This is a genomic window from Pseudomonas sp. PS01300, from assembly GCF_029960155.1.
Classification (GTDB): Bacteria; Pseudomonadota; Gammaproteobacteria; order Pseudomonadales; family Pseudomonadaceae; genus Aquipseudomonas; species Aquipseudomonas palmensis.
In genome coordinates, this window is record NZ_JASCPN010000049.1 from 1 (window position 1) to 16,288 (window position 16,288).

At 62.6% G+C, this 16,288-nt stretch carries 15 protein-coding genes; 9 read left to right on the forward strand and 6 right to left on the reverse strand.

Going from position 1 to position 16,288, the window contains the following annotated elements; all coding sequences use genetic code 11:
- Window positions 1–70 precede the first annotated feature (70 nt).
- The 4 genes from QMX96_RS20100 to QMX96_RS20115 form a co-directional block, all read right to left on the reverse strand.
- A complete protein-coding gene (locus QMX96_RS20100) occupies window positions 71–955 on the reverse strand; it encodes a pseudouridine synthase (RefSeq protein WP_043864664.1) in 885 nt (294 codons plus the stop codon).
- Between the two features lie 50 nt (window positions 956–1,005).
- Window positions 1,006–1,317: a hypothetical protein gene (locus QMX96_RS20105; RefSeq protein WP_043864594.1), complete on the reverse strand. Its 312-nt coding sequence runs from the start codon at window positions 1,315–1,317 to the stop codon at window positions 1,006–1,008.
- Between the two features lie 70 nt (window positions 1,318–1,387).
- Window positions 1,388–1,819: a D-Ala-D-Ala carboxypeptidase family metallohydrolase gene (locus QMX96_RS20110; protein ID WP_196932513.1), complete on the reverse strand. Its 432-nt coding sequence runs from the start codon at window positions 1,817–1,819 to the stop codon at window positions 1,388–1,390.
- 126 nt (window positions 1,820–1,945) lie between these two features.
- Window positions 1,946–2,182, reverse strand: a complete 237-nt coding sequence (locus QMX96_RS20115; RefSeq protein ID WP_043864595.1) for a glutaredoxin family protein — start codon at window positions 2,180–2,182, stop codon at window positions 1,946–1,948.
- A gap of 160 nt (window positions 2,183–2,342) precedes the next feature.
- Between QMX96_RS20115 and QMX96_RS20120 the strand changes: the two genes are divergently transcribed.
- The 8 genes from QMX96_RS20120 to QMX96_RS20155 all read left to right on the forward strand — a co-directional run bounded on the left by QMX96_RS20120 (window position 2,343) and on the right by QMX96_RS20155 (window position 12,755).
- A complete protein-coding gene (locus QMX96_RS20120; RefSeq protein ID WP_043864596.1) occupies window positions 2,343–4,301 on the forward strand; it encodes a monovalent cation:proton antiporter family protein in 1,959 nt (652 codons plus the stop codon).
- Window positions 4,302–4,563: 262 nt separating this feature from the next.
- Window positions 4,564–4,869 (forward strand): YqjD family protein, encoded by a 306-nt coding sequence (locus tag QMX96_RS20125; protein WP_043864597.1) that lies wholly within the window; start codon window positions 4,564–4,566, stop codon window positions 4,867–4,869.
- A gap of 10 nt (window positions 4,870–4,879) precedes the next feature.
- Window positions 4,880–5,248 carry a phage holin family protein gene (locus tag QMX96_RS20130; protein ID WP_043864598.1) on the forward strand — a complete coding sequence of 123 codons (369 nt, stop codon included), beginning with the start codon at window positions 4,880–4,882 and terminating at the stop codon, window positions 5,246–5,248.
- Window positions 5,245–5,580: a hypothetical protein gene (locus tag QMX96_RS20135; RefSeq protein ID WP_043864599.1), complete on the forward strand. Its 336-nt coding sequence runs from the start codon at window positions 5,245–5,247 to the stop codon at window positions 5,578–5,580. The genes QMX96_RS20130 and QMX96_RS20135 overlap by 4 nt, the downstream gene beginning before the upstream one ends.
- A 97-nt stretch (window positions 5,581–5,677) precedes the next feature.
- A complete protein-coding gene (locus QMX96_RS20140; protein WP_282362283.1) occupies window positions 5,678–6,841 on the forward strand; it encodes an EAL domain-containing protein in 1,164 nt (387 codons plus the stop codon).
- 62 nt (window positions 6,842–6,903) lie between these two features.
- A complete protein-coding gene (locus tag QMX96_RS20145; protein WP_054916205.1) occupies window positions 6,904–8,235 on the forward strand; it encodes a deoxyguanosinetriphosphate triphosphohydrolase in 1,332 nt (443 codons plus the stop codon).
- Window positions 8,236–8,472: 237 nt separating this feature from the next.
- A complete protein-coding gene (locus tag QMX96_RS20150; protein ID WP_043864602.1) occupies window positions 8,473–9,099 on the forward strand; it encodes a response regulator transcription factor in 627 nt (208 codons plus the stop codon).
- 8 nt (window positions 9,100–9,107) lie between these two features.
- A complete protein-coding gene (locus tag QMX96_RS20155; protein WP_282362284.1) occupies window positions 9,108–12,755 on the forward strand; it encodes a transporter substrate-binding domain-containing protein in 3,648 nt (1,215 codons plus the stop codon).
- A 324-nt stretch (window positions 12,756–13,079) separates the two neighbouring features.
- Here QMX96_RS20155 and QMX96_RS20160 read toward each other — a convergent pair.
- Together QMX96_RS20160 and QMX96_RS20165 are read right to left on the reverse strand one after the other, a co-directional pair.
- A protein-coding gene (locus tag QMX96_RS20160) for an IS3 family transposase (RefSeq protein ID WP_153002432.1) occupies window positions 13,080–14,242 on the reverse strand; the annotation gives its coding sequence in 2 pieces (ribosomal slippage) (window positions 13,080–13,990 and window positions 13,990–14,242; 1,164 coding nt in all).
- A gap of 286 nt (window positions 14,243–14,528) precedes the next feature.
- Window positions 14,529–15,023 (reverse strand): hypothetical protein, encoded by a 495-nt coding sequence (locus QMX96_RS20165; RefSeq protein WP_282362285.1) that lies wholly within the window; start codon window positions 15,021–15,023, stop codon window positions 14,529–14,531.
- Window positions 15,024–15,173: 150 nt separating this feature from the next.
- Here QMX96_RS20165 and QMX96_RS20170 point away from each other — a divergent pair, with 150 nt between their 5' ends.
- The gene (locus QMX96_RS20170) at window positions 15,174–16,205 is read left to right on the forward strand and encodes a hypothetical protein (RefSeq protein WP_282362286.1); all 1,032 of its coding nucleotides are present in this window, start codon (window positions 15,174–15,176) and stop codon (window positions 16,203–16,205) included.
- The last annotated feature ends 83 nt before the right edge of the window (window positions 16,206–16,288 follow it).

Here is a 16,288-nt window from a genome sequence, read left to right on the forward strand (position 1 = left end):
TATCCCCTGGGGGTGCGCTTCAACGGTTGCCCCGGGGGCGCACAACCTCTGGTTGTGCGCCCACAGCGGTCTACCAGTCCAGTGTCAGCCGGCTTTCGAAATAGCGCTCCTGCCCATCGAGCGGGTCGTTGAAGCGCAGGTTGTGGGCCAGCAGCTTGAGTGGCCTTGCGTAGTCATCGGGGCCCTGCACGATCTGCGGGTAGAACGGATCATTGCAGATACTCGCCCCCAGCGCCGTCATGTGCACCCGCAACTGGTGGGTCTTGCCGGTGACCGGTGACAGGCCGTAGCGCCACCACTCGCCGTTTTTTTCCAGAACCCGGGCAATGGTTTCGCTGTTGCTGACGCCGGGCACCTCCTGCATGCGAAAGAACGGCTCGCCATTGACCAGTCGGCTCTTGTGCACCCGCGGGAACTCCAGCTGCGGCAAGGCGCGGGCAATGGCCTGGTAGTGCTTGTCGATCTGTCGGGTGGGAAACAGCTGCTGATAGGCCGAACGGCTTTGCGGGTTGGCCGAGAACAGCACCAGGCCCGCCGTGTGCCGGTCGATGCGGTGCAATGGCACCAGGTGCGGGTTGTCGAGCCGGCGAATCAAACGGCGCAGCAACGTGTGTTCGACATATTCGCCAGTGGGCGTCACCGGCAGAAAGTGCGGTTTGTCGGCCACCACCAGGTGCTCGTCGACGTGCAGGATATGCTCCTGCACCGGGATCGGCTTTTCGTTGGGTACTTCGCGAAAATAGTGGATACGCAGGCCTGGCTTGTAGGCAAGGCCCACGTCAATCGGCGCGCCCTGGGCATCCAGCACCCGCCCACGGGCGATGCGATCGAGCCATTGTTCACGGCTGATCGCCTTGAAGTGGTCGCACAGGCAGTCGAGCACGGTGGCCCAACTGCCCGGTGGCAGGCAGACAGTGCTGGCCTGGTGCTGGGCCGGATCGAAAGGGACACTCATGGACATGCTCGCCAGTTGGGGGCCGTCCATTATCCGGCATGCCTGCCGGCTCAGCCAGCCCGGGTTGCCGCAGCCTCGGTAAACTCCTTGAGCCAGCGCAGCACATCCACCGCCTCCCAGCGGCCCGGATCGTACAACGCATACATCAGGCCCTGATAACCGACCACATCCAGCGCCCGGTGGTAACCGGCGCGCTGGAACAATGCCTCTATCTCGGCAAAGCAGGTATTGAAGTGGATCTTGCTGAAAGGGGTCTTGCCCTCGGTGACCAGGCCATCGAGGCGCAATTCGAGCACGGCCTCGCGCACCTGTTCCACAGCCATGCGGTTGACGCTGTATTTCAATTGTTCGACGTTGACCATCGTCCGGCCCCTCTGGCGCAAGCGCTCACCCGATTACTGTATTTGCATACAGTGTATGAATGAACAGTGCTCACTGCAACCCCGGCAGGTAGCCGGTACCCTCGCGCACCGTCAGCACCTGCTTGCGCCCTGCCCCTTCGGCGATGGCCAGGTGAACCCAGCGGTCGAACTCCAGAATGAGCTGGTCGAACGCCAGACCGCTGTCCAGGATACGTTGCGCCACCACCAGGGGTGAAAGCGCCGCCACGCTGATATCGGCTGCCAGCCCGAGGGTATGCGCACTGCCGCTCACCCCGCCGACACGGCGGTTGAGCTCGTTGCTGCGGTAGGCACTGTTGACGCGGATGGGCTGCCCGAGCAGGCTGCGTACCTGTTCCAGGGTCTGGCTCAGACGGCGCAGGTTGGCCAGGGCATCGGGGCCGGGCTGGTTGGTCAGGCCTTCACGCCGGGCAGTTTCGGAAGCGGTCAGTTCTTCCAGTGTGAAATGCGGACTCAGGTGCATGGTTCGCCACTCCTTGGCGGATGAGACTTCGTCACGGGTGTATGCTGCGCTGGCGATTCTCCAACAGCACCTGCGCCGTTGCATCACAGATTGTGCATCGGCATGTGAACACCCCGCTGGCGACGCTCAGCTCAGAAACGCGACCACCTGCTCGGTATCGAACGGCCAGAGCAGCTCGGCACCGGAGTCACAGCGACGCAGCACCGGAATCAGCAGGCCGTAGCGCTCGACATCGGCCGGATCATCGGCAATATCGACCAGCTCGACCAGCAGCCCGTGCTCGACAAGCGGCATCAGAATGGCCTCGGCCACCTCGCACAGATGACAGCCCAGGGTGCCGAGTAGTTGAGTTTCAGGAAGCATGGGAAGTACCGTGAAACGTGAAAAGCGGACCCGTATTCTAGGCCCGTACACCTGGCGGGTCGAGACACCAACGACTGATCTGGGTCAGCCTGCGTGGCCTCGAGCGCTGTAGACTGACAAATTTTTTCGCGCCCGTCGGCATTGCAATGGAGTGTATTGAGTGTTTGCCAACCTGCTGATCATCCTGGCCTCGTCACTGGTGGTCATCGCCATTTTCCGGCGCCTGCAACTGCCCCCCGTGCTGGGCTACCTGTGCGTCGGCCTGTTCGTCGGCCCCACCGCCCTGGACTGGGTCAATGAAAGCGAAGAACTGCCCGACCTCGCCGAAATGGGCGTGGTGTTCCTGCTGTTTTCCCTGGGCCTTGAATTCTCCCTGAGCAAGATGCTCGCCCTGCGCCGCGTGGTCTTCGGCCTGGGCAGCCTGCAGGTGATCTGCTCGGCGCTGCTGCTGGCCGGCCTGCTGGGGCTGCTTGGCATGCCGGCCGGGGCTGCCCTGCTGCTGGGCGGCGGCCTGGCGCTGTCGTCCACCGCCATCGTCAGCAAGGAGCTCACCAGCCTCGGCGAAATCTTCAGCAGCCACGGCCAGAACGCCATTGGCGTGCTGCTGTTCCAGGACGTGATTGCGGTACTGCTGCTGACCCTGGTGCCGGTGTTCGCCGGCCAGGGCGGCCAGGCCTGGTACTGGGCGCTGCCGCTGACCCTGGGCAAGACCGTGATCCTGTTCATCGGCCTGCTGCTGGCCAACCGCTGGCTGCTGCCGCGCCTGTTCCACGAGGTGGCCCGCTCGCACTCGGCCGAGCTGTTCGTGCTGCTGGCACTGGTGATCGTGCTGCTGACCGCCTGGCTTACCCACCTGCTGGGCCTGTCTCCGGCACTGGGGGCGTTCCTCGCCGGGATGCTGCTGGGTGAAAGCAACTATCGCCACCAGATCGAAGCCGATATCCGCCCCTTCCGCGACATCCTGCTGGGGCTGTTCTTTGTCAGTATCGGCATGCTCATCGACCTGCAACTGTTTGCCAGCCACGGCCTGGAAATCCTCGGCCTGACCCTGGCCCTGCTGGCCATCAAGGGCGTGGTGGTGGCGGTGCTGGTCAAGCTGCGCGGCAGCGACAGCGAAACCGCCTGGCGCAGTGGCGTGGCCCTGGCCCAGGGCGGCGAGTTCTGCTTCGCACTGATGGCGCAGATGCAACAGACCCGCCTGCTGCCCGAAGACCTCGGGCACCTGCTGCTGGCCGCCACCTTCTGTTCGATGCTGGTCACCCCGCTGATGCTGCGCGGCGCTCCGGCGCTGGCCGCCCGCCTGCATCGTAAACCCAACCAGGAGGTGCAACTCGAAGAGATCCAGGCACAAAGCGCCTCGCTCAGCGGGCACGTGCTTATCTGTGGTTATGGCCGGGTAGGCCAGTCCATCGGGCGCTTCCTGCGGCGCGAACAGCTGGCCTTCATTGCCCTGGACGACGACCCGGTCAGGGTGCAGGAGGCCGCCGCCGGCGAGCAGCGCGTGCACTACGGCGACTCGCGGCGCGGCGAACTGCTGGCGGCCATCGGCCTGGAGCGTGCCCGGCTGCTGGTGATCGCGGTGGACAAGACCGATGTCGCCATGAGCGTGCTCAAGGCCGCCCGTCACTTCAACACCCAGGTGCCGATCCTGGTGCGCACCCGCGACGACAGCCTGCGCGACGAACTGCGCGCCGCAGGTGCCACGGCGGTGGTGCCGGAGTTGCTGGAGTCCAGCCTGATGCTCGCCTCCCATGCCCTGGTGATGCTCGGCGTACCCCAGGAGCGTGTACAGCAGCGTATCGACGAGGTGCGCCAGAGCCGCTATCGCCTGCTGCACGGGTTCTACCAGGGGGCGCAGACCAGCCCGGTCGACAGCGAAGGCCTGCCCAAGGTCATGCTGCATGCGGTCAACCTGGGCGCCGATGCCTATGCCTGCGGTCGCCCGCTGACCGAGCTGGGCCTGGACCTGCTCGGGGTGGAAGTACAGGCCGTGCAGCGCGATGGCGAGGAAGTGGCCCTGGCCACCGATACCTGCCTGCATGCCGGTGACGCGGTGCTGCTGAGCGGCCCCTCCAACGCCATCGATGCCTGCCAGGCCCGACTGCTGACCGGGCGCTAGCGGCTGCCGTGCGCACTACCCTGGCCCGCCATGGGGGGGGCCGGGGGCGCGAATGCAGCGCTGACGTGGAGTTTTTTCCGGGGTTTGTCGTGGATTGGGTTATGGTTTATCGACCGGCCGTCGTTTCGCGCCCTGATCTGGCGCGGCCGCCCGGCCTGCTGCACCAAGGCAAGGCAAATGCTGTACCACTGCCGATTGCACTGAACCTTACGCAGCGCTCGGCACTCGAAATGCCAGACGCCCACTTGACACGGAGAGACCCATGGCCCGCAAAACTGCAAAAGATATCCTTCAGGCAGACTTCGAAATCCTGGTACAGGATGCCGAAAAACTGCTGGAGCACTCCGCGACCCTGGCCGGCGATCAGGCCGACGAGTTGCGCAGGCAGATCGAGGAAAGCGTGTCGCGTGCCCGCGAGACCCTCAAGCAGACCCAGGACTCGGTACGTGAACGCAGCCAGGCTGCACTCAGCGCCACGGAGGACTACGTGCAGTCGAACCCCTGGCAATCCGTCGGCATCGCCGCTGGCGTGGGCTTTCTGATCGGCCTGCTGGCCAGTCGTCGCTGAGGTACGGGGTATGGAAACCGAAACCACCGGCTCGTCTTCACGGCGCCTTGGCGCCGCCATCCTTGGTCTGCTGCACGGCCACGTCGAACTGTTCGGCATCGAACTGCAGGAACAGAAGGCGCGCACCCTGAGCCTGCTGCTGTTCGCCGGGCTGGCCCTGGTGTTCGCCCTGCTGTTGCTGACGGCCTTGTCGGCGCTGCTGCTGATTCTGCTTTGGGACAGTTATCGCCTGGCCGGCATCATCGGCCTGTGCGTGTTCTACAGCCTGGCGGCGGTATTCTGCGGGCTGCGCCTCAAGGCAGCGGTGTTCGACGAGTCCTCGCCGTTCCATGCCACCCTCGAAGAACTTGCCAAGGACCGGGAGCGCCTGTTGCCATGAGCCTGCCTGAATTGCCGCAAACCACCGACCGCCGCGAACTGCGCAAGGCCCTGGTACGCCTTCGCCTGGAAATGCGTCGCCAGGAAATCCGCCACGAATCCGGGCAACTGCTCAAGCCGCTGACACGCCTGCGCGGGGTGGGCGACTCCCTGCAAGGCGGGCTGCAGGGCGGCCTGGGCATCAAGCACGCACCCCTCTGGGGTATCGGCGCCGTGGTGCTGCTGGGCTTTCTGACCGGCAAGGGCGCACGCAACGGCAGCCTGACACGGCTGGCCGGTGTGGGCAGCAGCCTGACGCCGCTGATACGCCTGTTCATGCAGTCAAGGCGCTGAACGCAAACTGGCTGCATTCTTGCAATACGAGGCGGCGGGCCGCAGGCTTGCCGTGCTGAGCATCCGGCCAGCCGTCTCGTAAAAACAAGGAGCCGCCGTGTACGACGGGCACCCGCTCGCCTGCTATCAACCCTTCATCGATACGGCCACTGGCCGCATCGCCGGTATCGAAGCCCTTGGCCGACTGGTTCAGGCCGACGGCCAGGTGCGCTCGGTCGGCCCGCTGTTCATTGACCCGCAAATGCCCACCGCAGCCCTGCGCACCCTCGATCGCACGCTGCGTGGCCAGGCCCTGGCAACCTTCAGCCAGGCACCGGGCGACTGGTTTCTGAGCCTGAACATCTCGCCCCGCTGGATCAGCGAGCTGGCTGCCGACGAGCCCTTGCCCAGCCTGATGCAGGTACGTCAGCACGGCATCGATCCACGCCGGGTGGTCTTCGAGATCACCGAACAGGGCGGCGACCTGCAGCGCCTGGCCGAAGTGGTCACGCGCTATCGCCAGGCCGGCGCGCGCATCGCCATCGATGATTTCGGCGCCGGCTACTCGCAGCTGGACCGGGTGCTGGCGCTGCAGCCAGACATTCTCAAGCTCGACATGCGCCTGTTCCAGGCCGCCGCCCGCGGCGGGCCCAGCAGCGAAGTGGTCAAGGCCCTGGCCCAGATGGCCGAGAAGACCGGGTGCTGGATCATTGCCGAAGGCGTCGAGAACGAGGCCGAGCTTGACTTCGCCCTGGAATGTGGCGCGCGTTATCTGCAGGGCCACCTGTTCGCCCAGGCCCAGGCCCATTTTTTCGCCAGCGATGCATTCGTCACCCGCTTCGGCCACCTGCGCGAGCGCTACGTGCAGGGCAAGCTGGACGAGCGCGCACGGCTGATGCAGCGCCGCCAGCAACTGGCCGAACTGATGCCCCGGCTGCAGGCCTGGGCGCAGGCCCAGGCCTCGGTCGAACAGTTGCCGAACCTGCACGCCTACCCTTGGGTGCTGCGGTTTTTTCTGTGTGACCGGCACGGCACCCAACTCACCCCCAATCTGGAATGGCACGGCCAGCACTGGCACGTGAACAACGGCTACCAGGGCCACAACTGGTCATGGCGGCCCTACTTTTATCACCTGCTGGCCGAGGGCTGGGATGAGCGCCGGTTGATTCTGTCCAGCACCTACCGCGACGCCACCACCAACCAGTACTGCATGACCGCCGGCCAGTTCTTCGACGACGGGCGCCGCCTGCTGCTGATCGACCTGGATGCCGATGGCCTCTGAGGGTTGCGGCCACGTCCGGGACACGGGAAGCTAGGGGCCTGCCCCGCACTGGAGAACCGGCCTTGGACTGGCACACACTGCTTACCCGCGAACGCCTCGGCAAAACCCTGCACAGCCCCGAAGAACTCGGGCGCAGCCCCTTCCACAAGGACCACGACCGGATCATCTTCTCGGGTGCCTTTCGCCGCCTGGGGCGCAAGACCCAGGTACACCCGGTCACCAGCAACGATCACATCCACACGCGTCTGACCCACTCGCTGGAGGTCAGTTGCGTGGGCCGCTCGCTGGGCATGCGGGTGGGCGAGACACTGCGCGACAGCCTGCCGGACTGGTGCGCGCCCAGCGACCTGGGTATGGTGGTGCAGTCTGCCTGCCTGGCCCACGATATCGGCAACCCGCCGTTCGGCCACTCCGGCGAGGACGCAATCCGGCACTGGTTCCAGCAGGCCGCCGGACGCGGCTGGCTGGATGCGATGAGCGATGCCGAACGGGGCGACTTCCTCAATTTCGAAGGCAATGCCCAGGGCTTTCGCGTGTTGACCCAACTGGAGTATCACCAGTTCGATGGCGGCACGCGCCTCACCTACGCCACCCTGGGCACCTACCTCAAGTACCCCTGGAGCGCCCGCCACGCCGATGCCCTGGGCTACAAGAAGCACAAGTTTGGCTGCTACCAGAGCGAGCTGCCGCTGCTGGAGCAGATCGCACGCAAACTGGGCATGCCGCAACTCGAGCCGCAACGCTGGGCCCGGCACCCGCTGGTGTACCTGATGGAGGCCGCCGACGATATCTGCTATGCGCTGATCGACCTGGAAGACGGCCTGGAAATGGAGCTGCTCGACTACGCCGAGGTAGAAGCGCTGCTGCTGGGGCTGGTGGGTGACGACCTGCCGCAAACCTACCGCCAGCTGGGCCCCGGGGATTCGCGCCGGCGCAAGCTGGCGATCCTGCGCGGCAAGGCGATCGAGCATCTGACCAACGCCGCCGCACGGGCATTCGTCGAGCAGCAGCAAGCCTTGCTGGCCGGCACCCTGCACGGCGACCTGGTCGAGCACATGCACGGCCCGGCCAAGCGCTGTGTGCTGCAGGCCAAGGACATGGCGCGCAAGAAGATCTTCCAGGACAAGCGCAAGACACTGCATGAAATCGGTGCCTACACCACGCTGGAGATTCTGCTCAATGCATTTTGCGGCGCAGCGCTGGAACAGCACGGCGGACGCACGCCCTCGTTCAAGCACCGGCGCATCCTTGACCTGCTGGGCAACAATGCGCCCGACCCCAACAGCACATTGCACAGCGCCTTCCTGCGCATGATCGACTTCATTGCCGGCATGACCGACAGCTATGCCAGCGAAATGGCCCGCGAAATGACCGGGCGTTCAAGCCCGATCTGATGCAGTTGACCCGATCAATACGCTGCAACTTCCACGTATGTAACGTAGGCGATTGCAGCCGTATTGATTAGTGCGCAAAACGATATGGCGTGCTTGAAAATCAACTATTTGTAGCCTTGCGCCCAACTTATTGTAGGAATTTTCCCATATTAAGTTTGAGCGCAACTCTATTTACGTGCACGCCTTCCAACTGGGCTATGGTGCGGCTTCTTTATGGCCCCTACCTGGAAGGTGATTATGCACTCCGTATTTATTGTCGACGATCATCCGGTCATTCGCCTGGCTGTACGCATGTTGCTGGAGAACGAGGGTTATCGGGTCACCGGCGAATCCGACAATGGCGTGGACGCCATGCAGATGACCCGCGAAACCGTGCCCGACCTGATCATCCTCGACATCGGCATCCCCAAGCTGGACGGCCTGGAAGTGCTGTCACGCTTCAACAGCATGGCCGTGCCGATGAAGGTTCTGGTGCTGACTGCGCAATCACCCGTACTGTTTGCAACACGCTGCATGTTGTCGGGCGCCTGCGGTTATGTATGCAAGCAGGAGGACCTCAGCGAGTTGCTCAGTGCCATCAAGGCGGTACTTTCCGGTTACAACTATTTCCCCAGCCAGGCAATAAACCCACTTCGCCATCAGGACAGCGGCGACAGCGAGATGGAACTGTTCAAGACCGTCAATGATCGCGAACTGATGGTTCTGCAACTGTTTGCCCAGGGCAAGAGCAACAAGGAAATTGCGTCCGGCATGTTTCTCAGCAATAAAACCGTGAGCACCTATAAAAAACGCCTGATGCAGAAACTCAAGGCCAACTCGCTGGTGGAACTGATCGAGATGGCCAAACGCAACGCGCTGGTATGAGTGCGAGCATGGCCAAACGTCTTCTGTTGTTCTGCCTGCTGTTCGCCGGGGCCTGTCTCGCCCCTTCGCTCTGCGCCAACGAACCCGGCGAGCGCAGCTACGAGCTGCTCAGCCGCAGCGGCCTGGCGGCCATGGCTGTAACCCCCACACCGGCCCAGGCCGACTGGCTCGACAAGCATGACGTGCTGGTACTGGGCACTTCGGCACCGGACTACGCGCCGTTCGACATCACCGCCAGTGGCCGCGATTACGAGGGCCTGACCGCCGACTACGCCGGCCTGATCGGCAATACCTTGAACCGGCCCATTCGGGTCAAGCGCTTCGCCAACCGCGACAAGGCCCTGCAAGCCCTGATAGACGGGCACATCGACCTGCTGGGAAGTGCCAATGGCTACGATGCCGCCCTCCCCGAGGTGGCCCTGTCGCGCCCCTATGCCGAAGACCTGCCGGTGCTGGTCACCCGCGAAAATGAAACCCGGGCACTGGACAACGGCCTCAAGGGGCTGCGCCTGAGCGTGGTTGCCCATTACCTGCCATTGAGCGAGGTTCGCGCCACCTACCCCAACGCCACGGTGCAGACCTACAGCTCCTACCACAATGCCCTCAACGCGGTGGCCTTCGAACAGGCCGACGTGTTCCTGGGGGACGCCTTGTCGACCTATTACCAGATCAACCAGGGCTACCTGAAAAACCTCAAGATGGTGAACTTCGGCAAACACGAGCCTGTGGGCTTCAGCTTCGCCCTGCGCGCCGACAACCCGCTGCTGCTCGAGCTTGTCAATACCACCCTGGACGCGGTCACCAGCGCCATGCGCACCAGTATCTTCCAGCGCTGGAGCATCGGCGACGGCATGCTGCTGACTGATCGCAAGCTGCAACTTTCCCCACGCGAACAACGCTGGCTGGCGGCACACCCGGTGGTGCGCGTGGTGGTGGACGAAAACGCCGCGCCGCTGTCGTTCTACGACAGTGCCAACAACCTGCGAGGTATCGTTGCCGACCTGCTCGAGCTGATCCGTCTGCGCACCGGCCTGCGCTTCGAGATCCATCGCAGCGCCGGCATCAGCGACATGATCGACCAGTTGCACCAGGGTCGCGCCGACGTCATCGCCACCATCACGCCCAGCACACAGCGCGAAGCCACCCTGAACATCAGCCGGCCCTACCTGGAGAACGCCTACGTGCTGGTCACGCGCAAGGGCGAGGACGAACCTGCCTCGCTGCGCCAGCTGTATGGCAAGCGCCTGGCCGTGACCCGCGGCAGTACGCTCAACGACGGGCTGCGCATTCGCCATGGCGGCATCGAGCTGGTTGAAACGGAAAGCCCCGCAGCCTCCGCCGAACTGCTGTCGCGTCACCAGGTCGACGGCATGGTCACCGCGCTGATCAATGCCAATTTCAGGCTCACCACCCAAAAGCAGCTGATCATCCGCGCCAACATCGGCGACGAGCCGGCGACCTACTCCATGGCCACCGCCCAGGGCGCCGACGAACTGACCTCTATCCTCGACAAGGCCCTGCTTACCATCCCGCCCCAGGAGCTGGGCGCAATCAATGGCCGCTGGCGCGATTTCAGCGGCGAACCCAGCTCCTACTGGCAAAGCCACCAGCGCTTCATCATTCAACTGGTGCTGGGCACTGGCCTGCTGCTGATCCTGTCGCTGGCCTGGAACGGCTGGATGCGTCGCCAGATCAAGAAGCGCGAGCAGATCGAGCGCGCCCTGGGCGACCAGCTCGAGTTCATGCGGGCGCTGGTCAACGGCACGCCGCACCCGATCTACGTGCGTGACCGCCAAGGCCTGCTCAAGAGCTGCAACGACAGCTACCTGCAGGCCGTTGAGGCGCGCGCCGAAGAGGTACTGGGCAAGTCCATCCACGATGCGCCGCTCACCGATGCCGACAATGCCAGTCAGTTTCAGGCGGACTACCAGCAGGTGATGAACGAAGGCCTGCCATTGATCGTCGACCGCCCCATGATGCTGAAGAACCGCGAGCTGACCATCTACCACTGGGTACTGCCGTACCGCGACTCGCTGGGCGAGGTACAGGGCATCATCGGCGGCTGGCTGGACATCAGCGACCGCCGCCAGCTGATCCAGGAACTGCGCCAGGCCAAGGAGCAGGCCGATAACGCCAACCGCGCAAAAAGCAAGTTCCTGGCCACCATGAGCCACGAGATCCGTACCCCCATGAACGCGGTGATCGGCATGCTCGAGCTGGCACTCAAGCGCGCCGATGCCGGGCACCTCGACCGTCCCGCCATCGAGGTGGCCTACAGCTCGGCCAGGGACCTGCTGTCGCTGATCGGCGATATCCTCGACATCGCGCGTATCGAGTCCGGCCACATGAGCCTGAGCCCCCAGCGCGTCAACCTGGGTGAGCTGGTGGAGTCGGTGGGTCGGGTGTTCGAGGCCCTGGCCCGGCAGAAGGACCTCAGCCTGAGCCTGGTCATCGACGAGAGCGCCTGCCGCGACGTGCTGCTCGACCCGCTGCGCTTCAAGCAGATCCTCTCGAACCTGGTCAGCAACGCGATCAAGTTCACCGACCAGGGCCAGGTACGCGTGGACCTGGCCCTGCAACCGGGGGCCGGGCCCGATACCCTGCAACTGCTGCTCTCGGTCAGCGACAGCGGTATCGGCATCAGCGCGACCGACCAGCAGTACCTGTTCCAGCCCTTCGCCCAGGTCGCCCCCGACAGCCCGCTGGCACGCAGCGGCACCGGCCTGGGCCTGGTCATCAGCCGCAGCCTGTGCGCCATGATGGGCGGCCAGCTGACGCTGCACAGCGAACCGAGCACCGGGACCGAGGTGAAGATCAGCATGCCGCTGACGGGGCTGGCAGCCTGCGAGAAGCTCGCCGACCCCGTGCCCCAGCCGACCTTGCCGGCGCCGGCGGTGAAGGTGCTGGTGGTCGACGACCACCCGGCCAACCTGCTGCTGATGGGCCAGCAGCTGGACTTTCTCGGCGTGCAGCACACCAATGCCGACAGCGGCCTGAGTGCGCTGCAGGCATGGCGCCTGGAGCCTTTCGACGTGTTGATCGTGGACTGCAACATGCCGCAGATGGACGGCTACCAGTTGGCCCAGGCCGTACGCGAGGAAGAGCGCATACTCGGGCGCGCGCCCTGCACCATCCTGGCCTACACCGCCAATACCCAACCTGAAGTGCGTGATCGCTGCCACGCCGCGGGCATGAACGACTGCCTGCTCAAACCCATCACCCTGCATGAACTCAGCCAGCGCCTGAACGACGCTCCCCTGTCGGCAGGCCGCGCCCGTGGTGACATGCCCCTGATCGACCTGATGGGGCTGGGGCCGATCATCGGCAACGACCCAGGCGAACTGCGCCGCCTGCTCGAACAGTTGCTCAGTTGCGCCCCGATCGACCGTCAGCAGCTGCTCGACGCCGATACTCGCGGCTCGCCGGCAATACTCAGGGACGCTGCACACAAGGTGCTGGGGGTGGCGCGCATGGTGCAGTCCGAGGCGCTGATGCTGGCCTGCGAACGGCTGGAAGCGGCGTGCGAGGACGCTGCGCCAGAACCTGTGCTCAGGCGACGCAAACGGCAGGTGCTAAGGGCAATGAACGAGGTGGATCAGGCGTTGCGCGATACGCTGGAGGCGCTGTCGCAGGCCCTGCAGGTCAATGGTGACTAGGACAGCCAGTCGCACAGAATCTGCCAGATACGGAGCGCGCCTGGCTACGCAAAAGCCATGACCCACCCACGCGAGCAGATCCTAGGCCGCTTTGAAATCTGTATCAACCGGGCTTTTCCCGCCTAATGCTCGTACGGGAGTGATCGGCCATCGCATGGCACGAAAGTGATCGCGCTCCATTTGAAGCACACTGACTAGTTCGGTGATTCAGCCGGTAACAACGTCTTCGGCTATGACTCGACCCTGGCAGTAAGGACGATCGCGTCCGCTCAAAAATGCGCGGACGCCATCGTCCTTAAAGCTGGAGTTCGGAAGGTGTAGTGGTCAACTAATCCCGGACACTGCGTTAAGTTTTTCCTCGGCCACAGCAGGCGCCAGCCCGCTGTTAAATTGATGTGGCCGTTGCCAGTTGTAGCGCTGCATCAAAAACCGGCCGATATCCTGCTGTGCTAACGAAGCGCTCATGTAGCCCACGGTCGGTATCCATTCCGTTTTCAGGCTGCGAAACAACCGTTCCATCGGTGCATTGTCGTGGCAGTTTCCACGTCGACTCATGCTCTGGTTGAAGCGATAGCGCCACAGTCGCTGACGGAAGCCTCGGCTGCCGTACTGGCTTCCTTGGTCGCTGTGAAACAGAACGTTTTGAGGCCGACCACGCTGCTCATAGGCCATATCCAAAGCCTTGATAACCAGGTCAGCGTCAGGCTTCGATGAAAACGCCCAGCCCACCACGCGACGGGCGAAGAGATCGATCACAGCCGCCAAATAGTGCCAGCGACCTTGAGCCCAGACATACGTGATGTCACCGCACCAGACCTCATTCGGCGCCGACACGGTGAACTCTCGATCCAACACGTTCGGGATATCCGGCCGCTCCACCGTCGCCTTTTTATAGGCATGTGAGCCAGGTTGCTTGCTGATCAATTTCATTTCGCTCATCAGCTTGCGCACCTTGAATCGCCCAATCTCTATGCCGTCCGCGCGCATCATGAGCATGATGCTTCGGCTGCCCGCCGCGCTGCGGCTTTGAGTGAACAGCTCGTTCACTCGGCTGCGTAAAACCAATCGCTCAACGTCCGGAGATCGGCGCTTGCGGCAGTGCGCGTAATAGCAAGACCGGGTGACTTCAAATACCGAGCACAACAGATCAACAGGCTCTTCAGAACGAAGTTGATCAATTAACGCGAACGCTCGTGCTCCTCGGCCATCAAGAGCGCGGTGGCCTTTTTTAAGATCGATTTTTCCCGTTCCAGCCGATTGATTCGGGCTTCTAATTCCTGGATTTTTTGCTGCTCGGGCGTCAGCGCCTTGCTGGTCGGAGTGACACCGCCTCGCTCTTGCTGGAGCTGGTTGACCCATCGACGCAGGGCCGACTCCACCAGCCCAAGTGAACGGGCGGCATCGATATGGCTATAGCCTTGGTCGAGCACCAGGCTGGCAGCTTCGCGCTTGAATTCTGGGGTAAAGGTACGACGTTGCTTGGTCATCAGACACCTCTCTATGGCGAGCATTTTCGCCTAAATGGGTGTCCGGAATCATTAGACCACTACAATAAACCTCGCCACACAGACAAGCGACCGCTCTCTAATGCTCGGAGAGCGATCAAAACATCTACATACCGCGCTTGCTTGGCTGCAGAGCTATCTCAGCGACGCCGATCTGCAGGGGCTTGACGATTGAGCGGAGGCTCTTCGGAGCGTCGTTGATACTCAGTGGTGGGTGGCGGTGGCGGAACCCGCGTTTGCTCGTTATTGCTTGGCTTCTGGTTGTCGGTCACGCAAATAGCTCCCTTAAGGTGACTAGAAGAGCGAGCGCTGCGAAGGCGCCCGCTCCGATTATGGTTTCCTGGTACGCCAGATCCAGTGGCTTGGTTTTTTCAGCTACGGTGACCTTCAGCGACTCAAGCGTATCGATGTAGCAATTGTAGATGTGCTTCTTCTGCGCCTCTTCGTCTACCGCAATCAGATACTCGCCGGTCAGACGGGAGGACGGCAGATTAGGATAATCCTTGATGCGAAGCGCGCTGAGCGCGTGCCCCCATGCACAGGCGATGGCGAACGCAGCCGCTATGAAGGCGATGAAGATCAGTACGGCCAGGGGTGAACCCAGCTGAAAGATGACGCCGTTCTTGAGGCCTGCGATTGCGCTGAGGCCAGCGATGAGAATCGAGACCGCCGTAAAAAAACGAGCACTCTTGTTCTCTACGTGATTGAAGCGTTCCTGCTCATCCTTGAACCTGTCTTTCAGGTAGGAAATGGTTTCGTCCATTAGGCCATCCGGAAGCTACTGGCATACTTGTGTACTTGCAGACTTCAAGCTGTAACAGCTGTTTTGACGTCTGCACATACAGGGGTGGCTATATGATACCGTTTCAGGAGCCCTGCCGGGCACCCTGCACCCACAGAAAGGATCCGATCGGTGAGCACCAGTCTCTATCGCAGTCAGGTGGCGCAGCATCAACGCACCATTGCAAGGCTTCAAGGCGACAAAGTAAAGAAGGTCAAGGCAGCGGCTACCGCCGGCAAGAAAAGCGCCGACGCTAGCGCAGCTGCGGCCAAGACCTCATCTTCTTCTACGATGAAGTCGAAGCTGCGTGATGCGATGCGCTACGACAGCGAACAGACCAAAGCGCTATCTGAAGTCAGCCAACTGGAGAAGAAAATATTCGAAGCCCAGAAACGGCTCACGCAAAGCGAGCAGCGGTTGGCCGAGGCGCTCAAGCGTGAACTGCGACGCTCGGACGCTGCGCAGGAGCAACGTATGCGGCAGATCAATGATGGGCTATCCCGGCACGAAGAGCTGCACGATCAGACCGCCCGGGAGATCGAGAAGCTGAAAGCCTTGCCCGAAAAAATCACGGTCGTTTTCTTCGCCGCAGACCCCGGTAGTGACAAGAGCAACCGACTTCTGCTGGATGAGGAAGCTCGTTTGATTGGCGAAAAGATTAGGGCTTCCGAGCATCGGGATGTGCTTGAGTTCCACACCCGCTGGGCAGTCAGGCCGATGGACGTATTCCAGGCCATGAACGAACTTCAACCGACCATCGTCCATTTCAGTGGCCACGGCACGACTGCTGACATGCTGGTTCTCCAGGATGACCAAGGGAACGCGAAGCACGTGCCTCTGGAAGGCATCGTGAGCGCCATGGCGATTGGTTCAGAATCCCTGAAGCTCGTCTTCTTCAACACCTGCCACTCGTTCAACCAAGCCGAAGCATGCATCCGCCACATACCGGCAGCGATTGGCATGAACCGCGACGTGGGAGATCTCCCCGCTCGATTCTTCGCCGCGCAGTTCTACTCAGCGATCGGTTTTGGCCATTCCATCCATAGAGCGTTCCTCCAAGCCAAGGCCTTGGTCGCGATGGAGTTTCCTGGAGAGGAGGCCATACCCGAGGTTTATGAGCAGGATGACGAGTCGCTGATTCTCGTCAGGCCGCCTGGTGCGTGATTGTCTCACCCGATCAAAATTTGGGACAGAACTGGGCACATTGGCCACCGTGCTCGACTATATCTCTACATGACCTTTTCCAA